Genomic DNA, 14,428 nt, shown 5'->3' with positions numbered 1-14,428 from the left:
CCGCCTTGTCGATGTTGAACGAGACAACCCACGAAGAACCGGCATGACAACCCCCAGACTCCAGCTCGCGCACATCACCAAGCGGTATCCCGCGGTGGTGGCCAACAGCGACATCTCCCTGGCCGTGCAGCCCGGCGAAATCCACGCCGTGCTCGGCGAGAACGGGGCCGGCAAGTCGACCCTGATGAAGATCATCTACGGGTCGGTCAAGCCCGACAAAGGCACCGTCACCTTCGACGGGCAGGCCGTCAACCAGCGCAACCCGCAGCAGGCGAGGGCGCTGGGCATCAGCATGGTGTTCCAGCACTTCAGCCTGTTCGACACGCTCACCGTGGCCGAGAACGTGTGGCTGGGCCTGGACAAGTCTCTGCAGCTGGCCGAGGTGGCGCGCAGCATCACCGCCAAGGCCAGCGAGTACGGCCTGGACATCGACCCGGCGCGCCCGGTGCACACGCTGTCGGTGGGCGAGATGCAGCGCGTGGAGATCATCCGCGCGCTGCTCACCAACCCCAAGCTGCTGATCCTGGACGAACCGACCTCGGTGCTGACGCCGCAGGCCGTCGTCAAGCTGTTCAACGTGCTGAAAAAGCTGTCGTCCGAGGGCTGCAGCATCCTCTACATCAGCCACAAGCTGCACGAGATCCAGGAGCTGTGCAGCGCTTGCACCGTGCTGCGCGGCGGCAAGGTCACGGGCGTGTGCAACCCGCAGAACGAGAGCACCCAGTCGCTGTCGCGCCTGATGATCGGCAGCGAGCCGCCGCCGCTGCAGCACCGGCCGGTGCACGCGGGTGCGGTGGCCCTGCGCGTGAAGGCACTCACGCTGGCGCGCGAAGACCAGTTCGGCGTGGACCTCGACGGCATTTCGTTCGACGTGCGCGCGGGCGAAATCGTCGGCATCGCCGGCGTCTCGGGCAACGGCCAGCGGGAGCTGCTCTACACGCTGTCGGGCGAGGACGTGCGCGCCGAGGCGTCGATGGTCCAGGTGTTCGACAAGCCGGCCGGCCGGCTGCGCCCGCGCTCGCGGCGCGCGCTGGGCCTGCACTTCGTGCCCGAGGAGCGGCTGGGCCGGGGGGCAGTGCCCACGCTGGGGCTCGCGCACAACCTGCTGCTCACGCGCAGCGACGCGGTGGGCCGGGGCGGGTGGATCCGCACCGGCGCGCTGGAGCGCCAGGCCCGGGGCATCATCGAGCGCTTCAAGGTGAAGGCGGGCGGGCCCCGCGCCGCGGCGCGTTCGCTCTCGGGCGGCAACCTGCAGAAATTCATCGTGGGCCGCGAGATCGACGCCAACCCCAGGCTCTTCATCGTCTCGCAGCCGACCTGGGGCGTGGACGTGGGCGCCGCGGCGCTCATCCATGCCGAGATCCTGGCGTTGCGCGACGCCGGCTGCGCCGTGCTGGTCATCAGCGAAGAGCTCGACGAGCTGTTCAACATCTGCGACCGCCTGCACGTGATCGCCAAGGGCCGGCTGTCGCCGTCCATCGACCGCGCCGCGGCCACGTTGCCGCAGATCGGCGAATGGATGAGCGGCCTGTGGGACACCACGGCCGCCGCGGCCACCGCCGCCAAGGAAGCTGCCCATGTTTAAGCTCGAACCCCGCCCGGAGCTCTCGCGCTTCTGGAGCTATGCCTCGCCGATATTGGCGCTGCTGATCACCGTGCTCATCGGCGTGGCGCTGTTCGCGGCGCTCGGCAAGGACCCGGTGAAGGGCCTGCTGGTGTTCTTCTACGAGCCCATCAAGAACGGCTATGCCATCGGCGAGCTGATGGTCAAGGCCACGCCGCTGCTCATCATCGCGCTGGGGCTGGCCGTGTGCTTCCGTTCGAACGTGTGGAACATCGGCGCCGAAGGGCAGTTCGTGTTCGGCGCCATCGCGGCGGGCGGCGTGGCGCTGCTGGCCGACAAGACCACGGGGCAGTGGATCGTGGTGGTCATCCTGCTGGCCGGTACGCTGGGCGGCATGGTGTGGGCGGGCATCGTGGCGTTCCTGCGCGACAAGTGCAACGCCAACGAAATCCTGGTGAGCCTGATGCTGGTCTACGTGGCCACGCTGCTGCTGGGCTACATGGTCTTCGGGCCGTGGAAAGACCCGAACGGCTACAACTTTCCGCAGTCCAAGACCTTCGAGGCGGTCACGCAGATTCCGCGGCTCTTCAAGGGCTCGCGCGTGACCATCGGGCTGGTGATCGCGCTCGTCGGCGCGGGCGCGCTGTGGGTGTTCCTGTTCCGGACGCGGGCGGGCTTCGCGCAGCAGGTCGGCGGCCTTGCGCCGGCGGCCTCGCGCTATGCGGGTTTCTCGGCGCGGCGCGCGGTCTGGATCGCACTGCTGACCTCGGGCGGCGCGGCCGGCCTGGCCGGTGCGCTCGAAGTGGCTGGCCCGCTGGGCCAGCTCACGCCGTACGTGCCCGCGGGCTACGGCTTCGCGGCCATCATCGTGGCGTTCGTGGGGCGGCTGCACCCGGTGGGCATGATCTTCTCGGCCATCCTGATGAGCATGTTCTACATCGGCGGCGAACTCGCGCAGTCGCGCCTGGGCCTGCCCAAGTCGCTCACCGGCGTGTTCCAGGGCCTGCTGCTGTTCACGCTGCTGGCCTGCGACACCTTCATTGCCTACCGCATCCGGCGCAAGGCCTCGGCCAAGGCCGCCACGCTGACGACAAGCTCGCTGCAGGCCAGCACACCGCTGACGGCGCCGATCGCAGGCGCCACCGAAGGGAGCCATTGACATGGACAGCTACGCACTTCTGCTGGGTTCCACGCTGAGCGCAGGCACCGTGCTCGCCATCGCGGCGCTGGGCCTGCTCATCAACGAAAAGGCCGGCATCGTCAACCTCGGCGCCGAGGGCCTGATGCTGTGCGCCGCCATCGCCGGTTTCGCCACGGTGGTCACCACGCACAACCCCTGGCTCGGCTTCCTGGCCGGCATGGCCGCGGGCGCCTTGCTGGCGGCCTTCTTCGGCGTGCTGGTGATCTGGCTCAACACCAACCAGTACGCCACCGGGCTCGCGCTGAGCCTGTTCGGCGTGGGTTTCTCTGCCTTTGCCGGCATCAACTTCGTGCAGGCCAAGCTCCCGGAAAGCGTGTCGTACGCCATTCCCGTGCTGGGCGACATTCCGCTCCTCGGCCCCGCGCTGTTCCGCCACCACCCGATGGTGTACTTCGCGGTGGTGCTGACCTTCGCGCTCATTTGGTTCCTGTACCGCACGCGCGCCGGCCTCGTGCTGCGCTCGGTCGGTGAATCGCCCGAGTCGGCGCACGCGCTGGGCTACCCCGTGCGGCGCATCCGTTTCATGGCGGTGATCGCGGGCGGCGCGCTGTGCGGGCTGGCGGGCGCCTACCTGTCGACTGTGTACACGCCGCTGTGGGTCGAAGGCATGGTGGCCGGGCGCGGCTGGATCGCGCTGGCGCTCACCACCTTCGCCACCTGGCGCCCGATGCGCGTGCTGCTGGGCGCCTACCTGTTCGGCGGCGTGTCGATGCTGGGCTTTCACCTGCAGAGCAGCGGTGTCGACGTGCCGGCGCAGTTTCTCAGCATGCTGCAGTACATCGCGCCCATCGTGGTGCTGGCGCTGATCTCGCGCAACCCGACTTTCATTCGCGTCAACATGCCGGCTTCCATCGGGAAACCGTTCTACCCCGGCTCATAATCGCGTTTTTCGTTTTCCCGCCAACCCGTCCTTTTCTGAGGATTTCCGACAATGAATGATCTGAACAAGCGCTCCCTGCTCAAGCTGGCTGCCCTCACGGCGGTTGCTTCGGCCGCCCTGATCGGCTGCGGCAAGAAAGAAGAAGCGGCAGCACCGGCAGCGGCCCCCGCGCCTGCACCGGCACCCGCCGCGGCCGCGCCGGCACCGGCGGCGCCGCTGAACATCGCGTTCGCCTACATCGGCCCGGTCGGCGACGGCGGCTGGACCTTCGCGCACGACAACGCCCGCAAGGCGCTCGAGAAGGAATTCGGCGACAAGATCAAGACCACCTTCGTCGAAAGCGTGCCCGAAGGCGCCGACGCCGAGCGCGTGTTCCGCGACATGGTCGGCCAAGGCAACAAGCTCATCTTCGGCACCACCTTCGGCTACATGGAGCCCATGCTCAAGGTTGCGGCCGACAGCAAGGACGTGAAATTCGAGCACGCCACCGGCTACAAGACCTCGGACAACATGCGCACCTACGACAGCCGCACGTACGAAGGCGCGTACATGGCCGGCGTCATCGCCGGTGCCATGACCAAGAGCAACACGCTGGGCGTGGTCGGCTCGGTGCCGATTCCCGAAGTGCTGCGCAACATCAACAGCTTCACGCTGGGCGCGCAGTCGGTCAACCCGAAGATCACGACCAAGGTCGTGTGGGTGAACGAGTGGTTCAGCCCGCCCAAGGAAACCGAAGCCGCCACCGCCCTCATCAACGGCGGCGCCGACGTGCTGTTCCAGAACACCGACTCGCCGGCCGTGCTCAAGACCGCGCAGGAAAAAGGCAAGCGCGCCTTCGGCTGGGATTCGGACATGACCGCCTACGGTCCCAAGGCCCACCTGGCCTCGGCCACCATCAACTGGGCCCCGTACTACATCAAGGCCACCCAGGAAGCCCTGGACGGCAAGTGGACCACCGGCCAGGCGTGGTGGGGCGTGAAGGAAGGCGCCATCGACCTCGTGTCGATCGCCGAGGACGTGCCGGCCGAAACCAAGGCCAAGGTCGAGGAAGTGAAGAAGGGCCTGAAGGACGGCAGCTTCGTGATCTGGAAGGGCCCGATCCTGGGCCAGGACGGCAAGGAAGTGGTCGCCAAGGACGCCGTGGCCGACGACAAGTTCCTGTCGGGCGTCAACTTCTACGTCAAGGGCGTCGAAGGCAAGGTACCAGGCGGCGACAAGAAGTAAGGCTCGCCCCCAGGCTTCGCGCACTTCGTGTCGCTTCTCCTTCCCCCTACCGGGGGCAACACCTGAGGCCCGGCGAAGCCGGTTCCTCGGTGTTTCACGAAAAAACCGTAACGCCATCGAGGCCGCCGCAAGGCGGCCTTTTTCATGGGCGAACGGGCGCCGATGCCCCGGTGTCATCACAGGGCAGGCGTGCGGGCATAACATCTGCCGCATGCCGCCCACCACCTGCCACGACACCCGCTTCGGCCAACGCCTGGCCAGGCAGTACGGGGTCGATGCGGTGCCCTCGCTGGTCACCACCTCGCGCTGGGGCTCGGAGCTCGGCATTGCGCGCATGCACTACGACCAGCCGCATCTGTTCGTGCTGCCCCCGTTGCCGAGCGAAGACGCCTTTCTGCTGCGCGTAGAAATCGCCTCGGGCGGCAGCCGGCGCATCTGCAAGGGCGGCACCACGCAGCAGCTCGGCCTGCAGCAGGAGGGGGCCTTCCACATCACCGACCTGTCGGAGTGCGCCTCGGCCTATGTGTGCAGCCCCTTCAGTTCCATGCTGTTCCACATGCCGCGCGCCACCATCGACGCCTTCGCGCAAGAGATGGACGTGCCGCGCGTCGGCGCGCTGCGCTGCGAGGCCGGCACCGTCGACACGGTGGTGGCCAGCCTCGGCCGCGCCATGCTGCCGGCGCTGATGCAGCCCGAGGCGGCGAGCACCTTGTTCGTCGACCACCTCACGCTGGCGCTGAAGGCCCACGTGCTGCATGCCTACGGCGGCGCAGCGGGCGCGGTGACTGCAGAGCCGCGCGGCCTCGCGCCGTGGCAGGAGCGCCGCGCCAAGGCGTTCCTGCTGGCGCACCTGGCCGGCGACGTGTCGCTGGCCGAGGTGGCGCGCGAGTGCGCGCTGTCGCGCAGCCATTTCAGCAAGGCCTTCAAGCAGAGCACCGGCCAGACGCCGCACGCCTGGCTGGTGGCGCAGCGCGTCGCGGCGGCGCGCCGCCTGCTGGGCCAGGCCGACCTGCCGATCGCGGAGATCGCCGCGGCCTGCGGCTTTTCGGACCAGAGCCACCTGACGCGTGTGTTCTCGGCGCACGTGGGCACGTCGCCGGCGCGCTGGCGGCGGCTGAACACGGGCTGATCAGTAGGCGACCTGGCCGGCCTGGCCGGCCTGCGCGGACCGGTTCCGGTCCTGGAACCGCGCCGCCGCCGCTTCGGCGCCGCGCGCCAGTATCTGCAGGTCCATCGCCACCGCCACGAAGAGCGCGCCCAGGTCCAGGCATTCGCGCGCCCGCGCTTCGTCCAGCATCAGGATGCCGGGCGCCTTGCCCCTGGCGCGGATGCGGCGGATGGCGTCGTCGATGGCGCTGCGGACCTCGGGGTGCCCCGGGTCGCCCGGATGCCCCAGGCTCGCCGAGAGGTCGGCCGGGCCGATGAACACGCCGTCCACGCCGTCCACCGCCAGGATCTCGTCGAGATGGTCGAGCGCTTCGCGCGTTTCCACCTGCAGCAGCACGCAGAGTTCGTCTTGCGCGCTGCTCACGTAGTCGCGAATGCGCCCGAAGTTCGATGCCCGCATCGACCCACCCATGCCGCGCAGGCCTTGCGGGGCGTAGCGCGTGGCGCGCACCGCGGCCTGCGCCTCGGCCGCGCTCTGTACGAAGGGCAGCAACAGGCTCTGCGCCCCGATGTCCAGGTAGCGCTTGATGAGCACCGTGTCGTTCCAGTCGGGCCGCACCACGGCCGACGTGCGCCGCGCCGTGTCGGCCGGCACCGCGGCGCCCACCGCCTGCAGCTGGTGCAGCATGTGCGGCACGTCGGTCGGCGTGTGCTCGGTGTCCAGCAGCACCCAGTCGAAACCGGCGCCCGCGACGATCTCGGACACATACGGGTCGGGCAGCGTCGACCACAGGCCGATCTGCGGCACGCCGGCCGCGAGCGCGCGCTTGAAATGGTTGGGTGGCACCGGCATCGCGTTCACCCGAAATGGCACGACACGGTGCCGAAGCTGCCGTAGTCGGCCACCACCGTGTCGCCCTTGACGACCTCGATCGGCCGGATGAACGACCCCGCCAGAATGACCTGCCCGGCCTGCAGCGTCACGCCGAAGCGGTGCAGCCGGTTGGCCAGCCACGCCACGCCGTAGCCCGGGTGGTTGAGCACGCCGGCGGCCAGGCCAGTCTCTTCGACCTCGCCGTTGCGGCTCACGATGGCGCCGATGCGCCGCATGTCCGCGTCGATCAGCGCCGGCTTGAAGGGCCGGCCGCCCAGCACCAGCGCGGCGTTGGCCGCGTTGTCGGAGATGGTGTCGAACACGTTGCGCGTGCGCCCGGTTTCAGGGTCGATGCGCTGGATGCGCGCATCGAGGATCTCGAGCGCGGGCGTCACGTAGGCCGTGGCGTCGAGCACATCGAACAGGGTGCAGTCGGGTCCCGACAGCGGCCGGGCCAGCACGAAGGCCAGTTCGGCCTCGATCTTCAGCTGCAGGAAGCGCTCGGTCGGAATCACCGCGCCGTCGCGGTGGAACATGTCGTCCAGCAGCGCGCCGTAGTCGGGCTCGGCGATGTTCACCGCGCGCTGCATCGCCTTGGACGTGAGGCCGATCTTGTGACCTTTCACCGTGCGGCCGTTGCGCAGCTTGAGCTGCATCCAGGCATGCTGGATCGCGTAGGCGTCGTCGATGGTCATGTCGGGGTAGTCCAGCGAGAACTGGCGGCATGCCACGCGCGTGCGCTGCGCCTGTTCCAGCCGCTCGGCGGCCTGCGAGAGGATGCTGGTGTCGAGACTCATGCGGTGGCCTCTTCAGCGCGCACCACGTTGCGCAGCACGCCCACGCCGTCCACCTCGACCTCGACCACGTCGCCCGGCTGCAGGAACTTCGGCGGTTCGAAGCGGATGCCCGCGCCGGTCGGCGTGCCCGTGGCGATGATGTCGCCGGGCTCCAGCGTGGTGAAGGTCGACAGGTAGCCGATGAGGTACGCAAAGTCGAACATCAGGTGCGCGGTGGTGTCGTCCTGGCGCGGCTCGCCGTTGACGCGCGTGCGCACGCGCAGATTGCCGTAGCCCTGTGCAAATTCGTCGGCCGTGACGATCCACGGCCCGATGGCGCCGGACGCATTGAAGTTCTTGCCCTGCGTCACGTTGAACTTGGCGTGATGCACCCAGTCGCGGATCGTGCCTTCGTTCATGCAGGTGAGGCCGGCGATGCAGGCGAGCGCCTCGTCGCCCTTCACGCGGCGCGCGCGCCGGCCGATGACGATGGCGATCTCGCCTTCGTAGTCGAGCTGCGTCGATTCGAGCGGCTGCTGCAGCGGCTCTGCGTGCCCGACGAACGATTCGGCCACGCGCATGAAGATGCTCGGGTACTTGGGCAGGTCGCTGCCGTCCTTGTACTCGGCGTTGCGGTGCGCGTAGTTCACGCCGATGCAGAACACGCGCCGCGGCCGCGCGATGGGCAGCTCGAAGCGAACGTCGGCCAGCGCATGGTCTGGCGCGGCGCCCTCGGCCGCTTGACGGGCCTGGGCCAGCGCGGCCTCGCCGCCTTCCAGCAGCGCGGACACCGAGGCGAAGGCGGGCAGGCGCCGCCCCAGGTCGACGACGCCGATGCCGTTGTCGGTGACGCAGCCCCAGTGCGAGGCCCCGCCGTGCAGGTAGCTGATGAGTTTCATGCGGTCTCGAATCCAAAGAAGCGGGCGGGGTTGTCGACAAGAATCTTCTGGCGCACGGCGGCGTCGGGCGCGAAGCGGTAGAGCAGTTCGAGCAGCGCGCCCTCGTTGGGTGGCTGCTTCACGGAGATGGGGTGCGGCCAGTCGCTGCCCCACACGCAGCGCTCGGGCGCGGCCGCGATCAGCCGCTGCGCCAGCGGCACCACGTCGTCCCACGGCGCGCCGGTCTTGGAGATCTTTTCGGACAGCGACAGCATCACCCAGAAGTTGCCGCGTTCGAACAGCGCTAGCATGCGCGCGAGGCTCGTGTCGGCGTCGCCGCGCGACGGGTCGGCGCGGCCCATGTGGTCCAGCAGCACCGGCACGTCGAGCGACTCGAAGGCCGCGAGCTGCTCGGCGATGCCGTGGGGTTCGGGCTGCACCTTCACGTACCAGCCCAGCTCCTTGACGCGCGCGAAGGCGCGCGCCTGTTCTGCCGCGCTCAGGCTGATGCCCAGGCCGCCGCGGGTGAAGCGTGCGCCGCGCACGCCGGCGTCGTGCAGCTTGTGCAGGTAGGCGTCGTCGCGCTCGGTGAGCACGGCGGCGTTGGCGCACGCCATGTAGCGGCGCGGGCCGCCGCCCGCGTTCAGGCCTTCCAGCGCGTCGAGCACCACCGTGTGGTCGGCGCCGTAGGTGGTGGCCTGCACGATCACGCCGCGCTGGATGCCCAGCGTGGCGTGGAGCTTCTGCGCGACCTGCCAGGTGGCGCTGGGCATTTCATAGGCGGCATTGGGCCGCACCGGGTATTGCTCGCGCGGGCCGAACACGTGGAACTGGCTGTCGCACGACAGCGGCGGCGGCAGCGGCGCGGGCGCGCGCGGATGGGGGTCGAAGGGGAGGTAGTCGGGCATGGTGTCGGGGTGGTTGTGTGTGCGTGTGCGTGTGTGCGCGTGCGGGGCGCCGGTCAGGCGATCCAGGCGGTGAAGCTGCACTCGACGAGCTTTCCCATGTCGAGCTCGGGCGCGACGATCGCGTGGCGCGCGGGCCGCGAGGCGGCGTCGGGGAACATGTCCAGCCAGGGCACGTTGAGCGCGGGGCGCTGGCTGCGGTCCTTCATCCAGACGGTGAGCTTCACGATGTCCTGCGTGCCGCCGCCCGCGGCTTCCACGATGCGGCGCACGTTGTCGAGCATGAAGCGGCACTGCGCCTCGATGGTCTCGGCCGGCTTGCCCGTGGCCGGGTCGTTGCCCTGGATGCTCCCGCTCTCCAGCAGCGGGCCGATGCGGCAGGCCGCCGGAATGGGGTTCTTGTGGCCGAAGCCGTCGATGTAGACGCTGGTGCGCGCGGCGGGCGCGGCGCGCCCGAGGCGTGGTGTGGTCGGGGTGCTCATTCGGCGGAAATGTTGGCTTGCTTGATGACGGGCATCCACCGCGCGTCTTCCTTGGTCAGGAACTGGGTGAATTGCGCGGGCGTGCTGCCGCGGGCCTCGGAGCCCAGCGTCTGGAAGCGGGCCTGCACGGCCTTGTCGGCAAGGATCTTCTGCAGCGCCTCGGACAGGCGCGTGACGATTTCCTTGGGCGTGGCGCGCGGCGCGAGGATGCCGGTGAAGGTCTCGGTGCTGAAGTCCTTGAAGCCCGCCTCCTGCAGCGTCGGCACGTCGGGCAGCTGCGGCAGCCGCTTGGGCGAGGTGACCGCGAGCGCGCGCGTGCGGCCTTGCTGGATGAAGGGCCCGGCCACCGAGATCTGGTCGAAGTTGAACTGCACCTGGCCGCCCAGCAGGTCGGTGGTGGCCGGCGCGTTGCCCTTGTAGTGCACGGTGGTCCAGTGCGCGCCGCTTTCGCGCTGCAGGTACTCGCTCACCAGGTGGTTCTGCGTACCCGCGCCGGGCGAGGCCATGGTCAGCGTGTTGCCGGGCTTCTTGCCTTCGGCCACGAGGTCGGCCACCGTCTTGTACGGCGTGGACGGATGCACCTGCAGCACCAGCGGCGTGAACGACACCGAGCTGACCGGCGCGAAGTCCTTCTTCCAGTCGTAGGCGTTGCGCTTGAAGATGGTCGGCGAGAAAAGAATGGGCCCGTTCGCGCCCATGAAGAAGGTGTAGCCGTCGGGCGCGGCCTTGGCCGCGTACTCCGCCGCGATCATGCCGCCGGCGCCGGGGCGGTTGTCCACGATGAAAGGCTGCTTGAACACCGCCTGCAGCTGTTCGCTGATGATGCGCGCGGCGCCGTCCACGTTGCCGCCCGGGGGGTAGGGCAGCACCAGCTTCACGGGTTTGTCGGGCCAATCGGCCTGCGCCATGGCGGGCAGTGCGGCAAGGGTCGTGCATGCGGCCACGGCGGCGGTGGCGATGAGTGTCTTCAAGTCATGTCTCCTGAATTCGGCGCCGGCACCGCAAGTTGGCTGCGGTTTGATCGGCGACCCGTCCACTCTAAGAATCCGGCGCCGGATGCTGCAATGCAATATCCTCTGGTTGTTCCATATGGTGGACGTTTTGTAAAAGTCGGCGCCCGGTGCCGCTGCGGCGCTGCCGACAATCGAGGCCCAGCCAACCCACGAGGCCCACCCATGTTTCTCGATGCCGGCGATCTTTCGCCCGAAGCCACCTACCGCCTGATGAGCGGCATCGTCGTGCCGCGCCCGATCGCCTGGATCACCACCGTGTCGGAAGCCGGCGTGGTCAATCTCGCCCCGTTCTCCTGCTTCACCTTCGTATCGAACAAGCCGCCGCTGCTGGGCGTGAACATCGGGCGCAAGGCGGGCCTTCGCAAGGACACGGGCGCCAACATCCATGCACTGGGCGAGTTCGTCGTGAACATCGGCACCGCCTCGCAGATGGTCGCCATCCACGAAAGCAGCGCCGAGCACGCCCCCGACGTGAGCGAGACCGAGCTGCTCGGCCTGGGCACCTTGCCCTGCAGCACGGTGCGGGTGCCGCGCCTGGCGGACGCGCCGGTGAGCATGGAGTGCAGGCTGGAGCGCGTCATCTCCTTCGGCGACACGGGCGCGGAGTTCTTCGTCGGCGAAGTCACGGCCTTCCACCTGCGCGACGGCCTCATGCGCGAGGGCAAGGTCGACACGCGCGCGCTCGACCCCGTGTGCCGCATCGGCGGGCCGAACTACGCGACGCTCGGCGAGATCGTCACGCTGCGCGGCATGCAGCAAACGCCCAAGGCGGTGATGGATGGCCGCAGCGGCGGATAAGGACACCTGCGCCGCCACCGCCGGCGCGCAGAGCGTGCGCCGCGCGCTCGCGGTGCTGCGCGTGCTGGCCACCGGCCAGGAGCGCGGCGTGCGCCTGACCGACGTGGTGAGCCACACCGGCCTGAACCGGCCCACGGTGCACCGCCTGCTGCGCGTGCTGGTGGAAGAAGGCGCGGTGGAGCAGGACGCGTCCACCCGCCGCTACCTGGTCGGCGGCGAGGTCTCGCTGCTCGGCCTGGCGCGCGCGAGCCGCTTCCCCATCCAGGCCATCGCCGAGCCGCACCTGCGCCACCTGAGCGAGAGCCTGGGCGACACGGCCTTCCTCACCATCCGCAACGGCACCGACTCGGTGTGCATCGACCGGCGGCCCGGCAGCTTTCCGGTGAAGGTGCTGTCGATCGAGATCGGCGCGCGGCGCCCGCTGGGCGTGGGCGTGAGCGGCCTCGTGCTGCTGGCGTCGCTGCCCGCCGAAGAGGCGGCGGACGTGGTGCGGCGCAACGCGCGGCGGCTCGCGGCCCTGCATGTGGACCCGGCTGACCTGCTGGCACGCGCGGTGCGCACCCGCGCGCAGGGCTATGCCTACGCGCCGGTCGGCGTGGTGCCGGGTTCGCGTGCGGTCGCGGTGCCGGTCTGCCTGGCCGACGGCCGCACCGTCGCCGGACTGGCGATCGCCACCATCACCGAGCGGCTGCCCGATGCGCGGGTCGAGAGCGTGGTTGCGCAGATGCGCGAGAGGGCCCGGCTGATCGGCGCGCAGGCGGCGGAACTCGCGCGCAGGAAGTCGGCACGGCGCGAGTAACGCCGCCTGCGCGCCGCATTCACATCGAGCGCGGCAACAACGCCGGCACCAGTTGCCGGTTCAACTGCTTCACCCACCACTTCAGCGCCTGCCCCATGACGCCGGTCTTCCAGCCCAGCCAGAACGCCTCGGGCGCGCGGGGCTCCTCGGTCTGCAGCTCAACCAGCGTGCCGCGCGCCAGCTCGCCCGCGATGCAGGCGCGCGGCAGGAAGCCGTGCCCGAGGCCGGCCACCTGGCAGGCGATCTTCGCGGGCATGGAGGGCACCGCGATGCGCGGCTGGCCCGCGAGCAAGCCCACGGTGCGGTCCGACAGCGTGCGGGCGCTGTCGCTCACCACGATGGCGTTGTGCTCCAGCAGGTCGCCGCGCTGCAGCGGGTGCGTCACCCGGGCCAGCGCATGCGTGGGCGCGACGCAGAAGGCGAAGTCGAGGCTGCCCACCATCACGGCCTGGTAGCCGCCGCCGGCGGGCCCTTCGCCCGCGGCGATGACCACGTCGGCGCGGCCCTCGCGCAGCGCCTCCCAGCTGCCGGTGAGCGCCTCGCAGCCGATGCGCAGCCGCGTGCCGCAGCGCAGGTCTTCGAAGGCGCGCACGTCGTCGATGAGCGCCTGCGTGGGAATGAGCGAGTCGTGCACCAGCCGCAGCTCCGACTCGAAGCCGGTGGCGATCTGCCGCATGCGCGATTCCAGGTCGCTCGCGGCGCTCAGCAGCCAGCGCCCCTCCTTGAGCATTTCGCTGCCGGCGGCGGTGAGCGTCACGCGCGGGCCGTTGCGCTCGAACAGCTGCATGCCCAGCTGCTCCTCGAGCTTGCCGACCGCATACGAGATGGTGGAGGGCACCTTGTTCAGGCGCGCGGCGGCGGCCGCGAACGAGCCGTGGCGGTCGATGGCGTCGACCACCTCGATGGCTTCCAGGCTGAGTTTGAGCACGTGTGGTTCCTTCGAAAAAGCCGGACCAAATCAATGATCGAAAAATTCGATCATAGACGGCAAAAGGTTTCGCCAACAGCCCCAGCGTGAAGCCCGAAGATTCATCCCATGCCTCGGAAATACCTCCGACGCCGATTGTGAATTCAATCGAATTCAAACACTGCCAAGGAGTGAATCATGTTGGACATTCGCAGCGCCGCCGACCGTGGGATCGCAGACTTCGGTTGGCTCAAGTCGCGCCACACCTTCTCGTTCGGCCACTACCACGACCCGAAGCAGGAAGGCTTCTCCGACCTGCTGGTGATCAACGACGACCGCGTCGCGCCCGGCCGCGGTTTCGGCACCCACCCGCACCGCGACATGGAAATCTTCTCGTACGTGCTCGACGGCGCGCTCGAGCACAAGGACTCGATGGGCACGGGCTCGGTCATCCGCCCCGGCGACGTGCAGATGATGAGCGCCGGCACCGGCGTGCGCCACAGCGAGTTCAACTCGTCGGCCACCGAGCCGCTGCACTTCCTGCAGATCTGGATCGTGCCGGGCGCCAAGGGCGTGGCACCGCGCTACCAGCAGGTGCACTTCGCGCCTGAGGACAAGCGCGGCCGCCTGCGCCTGATCATTTCGCCGGACGGCACCGACGGCTCGCTCGCGGTGCACCAGGACGCCCGCGTGTACGCCGGCCTGTTCGACGGCGACGAGACCGCCTCGCTGGCCTTCGGCCCCGAGCGCAACGCCTACGTGCACGTGGCGCGCGGCAGCGTCGAGGTCAACGGGCAGCGCATGTCCGAAGGCGACGGCGCACGGGTGCGCAACGCGCAGCAGATCGAACTGGCACACGGCGAAGGTGCCGAGGTGCTGGTGTTCGACCTGCGCCCGAACGAGCTGCCCGCGTTCTGAGCGGCGGCAAATGTCCAAACGGCCTCATTAATCGACAAGACACGCACCCTCGCTGAAACGAGGATGCACGCCAGAGGCCAGCAACCGTTTCCAAGGGGCCAC

General features: G+C 69.2%; 15 protein-coding genes. 8 read left to right on the top strand and 7 right to left on the bottom strand.

Annotation, left to right across the window (positions count from 1 at the left end; translation table 11 throughout):
• The first annotated feature begins 43 nt into the window (after positions 1-43).
• From AC1DJH_RS24615 to AC1DJH_RS24595, 5 genes are all read left to right on the top strand, one after another.
• A complete protein-coding gene (locus AC1DJH_RS24615; protein ID WP_478187480.1) occupies positions 44-1,585 on the top strand; it encodes an ABC transporter ATP-binding protein in 1,542 nt (513 codons plus the stop codon).
• Positions 1,578-2,723: an ABC transporter permease gene (locus tag AC1DJH_RS24610; protein ID WP_435485499.1), complete on the top strand. Its 1,146-nt coding sequence runs from the start codon at positions 1,578-1,580 to the stop codon at positions 2,721-2,723. The genes AC1DJH_RS24615 and AC1DJH_RS24610 overlap by 8 nt, the downstream gene beginning before the upstream one ends.
• A gap of 1 nt (position 2,724) precedes the next feature.
• Positions 2,725-3,645: an ABC transporter permease gene (locus AC1DJH_RS24605; RefSeq protein WP_435485500.1), complete on the top strand. Its 921-nt coding sequence runs from the start codon at positions 2,725-2,727 to the stop codon at positions 3,643-3,645.
• A 51-nt stretch (positions 3,646-3,696) separates the two neighbouring features.
• A complete protein-coding gene (locus AC1DJH_RS24600; RefSeq protein WP_472122863.1) occupies positions 3,697-4,869 on the top strand; it encodes a BMP family ABC transporter substrate-binding protein in 1,173 nt (390 codons plus the stop codon).
• Positions 4,870-5,080: 211 nt separating this feature from the next.
• Positions 5,081-5,998, top strand: coding sequence for an AraC family transcriptional regulator (locus tag AC1DJH_RS24595; RefSeq protein ID WP_472122860.1), 918 nt, complete (start codon positions 5,081-5,083; stop codon positions 5,996-5,998).
• On the opposite strand, the gene AC1DJH_RS24590 is transcribed toward AC1DJH_RS24595, so the two are convergent.
• From AC1DJH_RS24590 to AC1DJH_RS24565, 6 genes are read right to left on the bottom strand one after another with little or no spacing between them, the layout of a single operon-like run.
• Positions 5,999-6,829, bottom strand: coding sequence for an aldolase/citrate lyase family protein (locus AC1DJH_RS24590; protein ID WP_478187479.1), 831 nt, complete (start codon positions 6,827-6,829; stop codon positions 5,999-6,001).
• Between the two features lie 5 nt (positions 6,830-6,834).
• Positions 6,835-7,647, bottom strand: coding sequence for a 2-oxo-hept-4-ene-1,7-dioate hydratase (gene hpaH / locus AC1DJH_RS24585; protein ID WP_478187478.1), 813 nt, complete (start codon positions 7,645-7,647; stop codon positions 6,835-6,837).
• The gene (locus tag AC1DJH_RS24580; protein ID WP_478187477.1) at positions 7,644-8,525 is read right to left on the bottom strand and encodes a fumarylacetoacetate hydrolase family protein; all 882 of its coding nucleotides are present in this window, start codon (positions 8,523-8,525) and stop codon (positions 7,644-7,646) included. The genes hpaH and AC1DJH_RS24580 overlap by 4 nt, the downstream gene beginning before the upstream one ends.
• On the bottom strand, positions 8,522-9,412 hold the full coding sequence (locus AC1DJH_RS24575) for an amidohydrolase family protein (protein WP_478187476.1): 891 nt from the start codon (positions 9,410-9,412) through the stop codon (positions 8,522-8,524). The genes AC1DJH_RS24580 and AC1DJH_RS24575 overlap by 4 nt, the downstream gene beginning before the upstream one ends.
• A 53-nt stretch (positions 9,413-9,465) precedes the next feature.
• Positions 9,466-9,891, bottom strand: coding sequence for a RidA family protein (locus AC1DJH_RS24570; RefSeq protein ID WP_478187475.1), 426 nt, complete (start codon positions 9,889-9,891; stop codon positions 9,466-9,468).
• The gene (locus tag AC1DJH_RS24565) at positions 9,888-10,799 is read right to left on the bottom strand and encodes a Bug family tripartite tricarboxylate transporter substrate binding protein (protein WP_435439726.1); all 912 of its coding nucleotides are present in this window, start codon (positions 10,797-10,799) and stop codon (positions 9,888-9,890) included. The genes AC1DJH_RS24570 and AC1DJH_RS24565 overlap by 4 nt, the downstream gene beginning before the upstream one ends.
• Before the next feature lie 267 nt (positions 10,800-11,066).
• Between AC1DJH_RS24565 and AC1DJH_RS24560 the strand changes: the two genes are divergently transcribed.
• Together AC1DJH_RS24560 and AC1DJH_RS24555 are read left to right on the top strand one after the other, a co-directional pair.
• Positions 11,067-11,702 (top strand): flavin reductase family protein, encoded by a 636-nt coding sequence (locus tag AC1DJH_RS24560; protein WP_478187474.1) that lies wholly within the window; start codon positions 11,067-11,069, stop codon positions 11,700-11,702.
• Complete coding sequence (locus tag AC1DJH_RS24555) at positions 11,683-12,501, top strand: IclR family transcriptional regulator (RefSeq protein WP_478187473.1); 819 nt, start codon at positions 11,683-11,685, stop codon at positions 12,499-12,501. Before AC1DJH_RS24560 ends, AC1DJH_RS24555 begins: the two co-directional genes overlap by 20 nt.
• Before the next feature lie 19 nt (positions 12,502-12,520).
• Here AC1DJH_RS24555 and AC1DJH_RS24550 read toward each other — a convergent pair whose 3' ends face one another.
• Entirely contained in the window at positions 12,521-13,429 is a 909-nt protein-coding gene (locus AC1DJH_RS24550) for a LysR family transcriptional regulator (protein ID WP_478187472.1), read from the bottom strand.
• Positions 13,430-13,606: 177 nt separating this feature from the next.
• Here AC1DJH_RS24550 and AC1DJH_RS24545 point away from each other — a divergent pair, with 177 nt between their 5' ends.
• Entirely contained in the window at positions 13,607-14,326 is a 720-nt protein-coding gene (locus AC1DJH_RS24545) for a pirin family protein (protein WP_478187471.1), read from the top strand.
• The last annotated feature ends 102 nt before the right edge of the window (positions 14,327-14,428 follow it).

Source organism: Variovorax sp. 10N412, from assembly GCF_056394985.1.
The sequence above is the reverse complement of the archived record's forward strand: the minus strand, read 5'-3'. Positions and strand labels throughout refer to the sequence as shown.

Excerpts from the sequence above, each read along its gene's own strand:
- AC1DJH_RS24615 (WP_478187480.1), top strand. The coding sequence starts at position 44 with ATGACAACCCCCAGACTCCAGCTCGCGCACATCACCAAGCGGTATCCC.
- AC1DJH_RS24610 (WP_435485499.1), top strand. The coding sequence starts at position 1,578 with ATGTTTAAGCTCGAACCCCGCCCGGAGCTCTCGCGCTTCTGGAGCTAT.
- AC1DJH_RS24605 (WP_435485500.1), top strand. The coding sequence starts at position 2,725 with ATGGACAGCTACGCACTTCTGCTGGGTTCCACGCTGAGCGCAGGCACC.
- AC1DJH_RS24600 (WP_472122863.1), top strand. The coding sequence starts at position 3,697 with ATGAATGATCTGAACAAGCGCTCCCTGCTCAAGCTGGCTGCCCTCACG.
- AC1DJH_RS24595 (WP_472122860.1), top strand. The coding sequence starts at position 5,081 with ATGCCGCCCACCACCTGCCACGACACCCGCTTCGGCCAACGCCTGGCC.
- AC1DJH_RS24590 (WP_478187479.1), bottom strand. The coding sequence starts at position 6,829 with ATGCCGGTGCCACCCAACCATTTCAAGCGCGCGCTCGCGGCCGGCGTG.
- hpaH (WP_478187478.1), bottom strand. The coding sequence starts at position 7,647 with ATGAGTCTCGACACCAGCATCCTCTCGCAGGCCGCCGAGCGGCTGGAA.
- AC1DJH_RS24580 (WP_478187477.1), bottom strand. The coding sequence starts at position 8,525 with ATGAAACTCATCAGCTACCTGCACGGCGGGGCCTCGCACTGGGGCTGC.
- AC1DJH_RS24575 (WP_478187476.1), bottom strand. The coding sequence starts at position 9,412 with ATGCCCGACTACCTCCCCTTCGACCCCCATCCGCGCGCGCCCGCGCCG.
- AC1DJH_RS24570 (WP_478187475.1), bottom strand. The coding sequence starts at position 9,891 with ATGAGCACCCCGACCACACCACGCCTCGGGCGCGCCGCGCCCGCCGCG.
- AC1DJH_RS24565 (WP_435439726.1), bottom strand. The coding sequence starts at position 10,799 with ATGGCGCAGGCCGATTGGCCCGACAAACCCGTGAAGCTGGTGCTGCCC.
- AC1DJH_RS24560 (WP_478187474.1), top strand. The coding sequence starts at position 11,067 with ATGTTTCTCGATGCCGGCGATCTTTCGCCCGAAGCCACCTACCGCCTG.
- AC1DJH_RS24555 (WP_478187473.1), top strand. The coding sequence starts at position 11,683 with ATGGCCGCAGCGGCGGATAAGGACACCTGCGCCGCCACCGCCGGCGCG.
- AC1DJH_RS24545 (WP_478187471.1), top strand. The coding sequence starts at position 13,607 with ATGTTGGACATTCGCAGCGCCGCCGACCGTGGGATCGCAGACTTCGGT.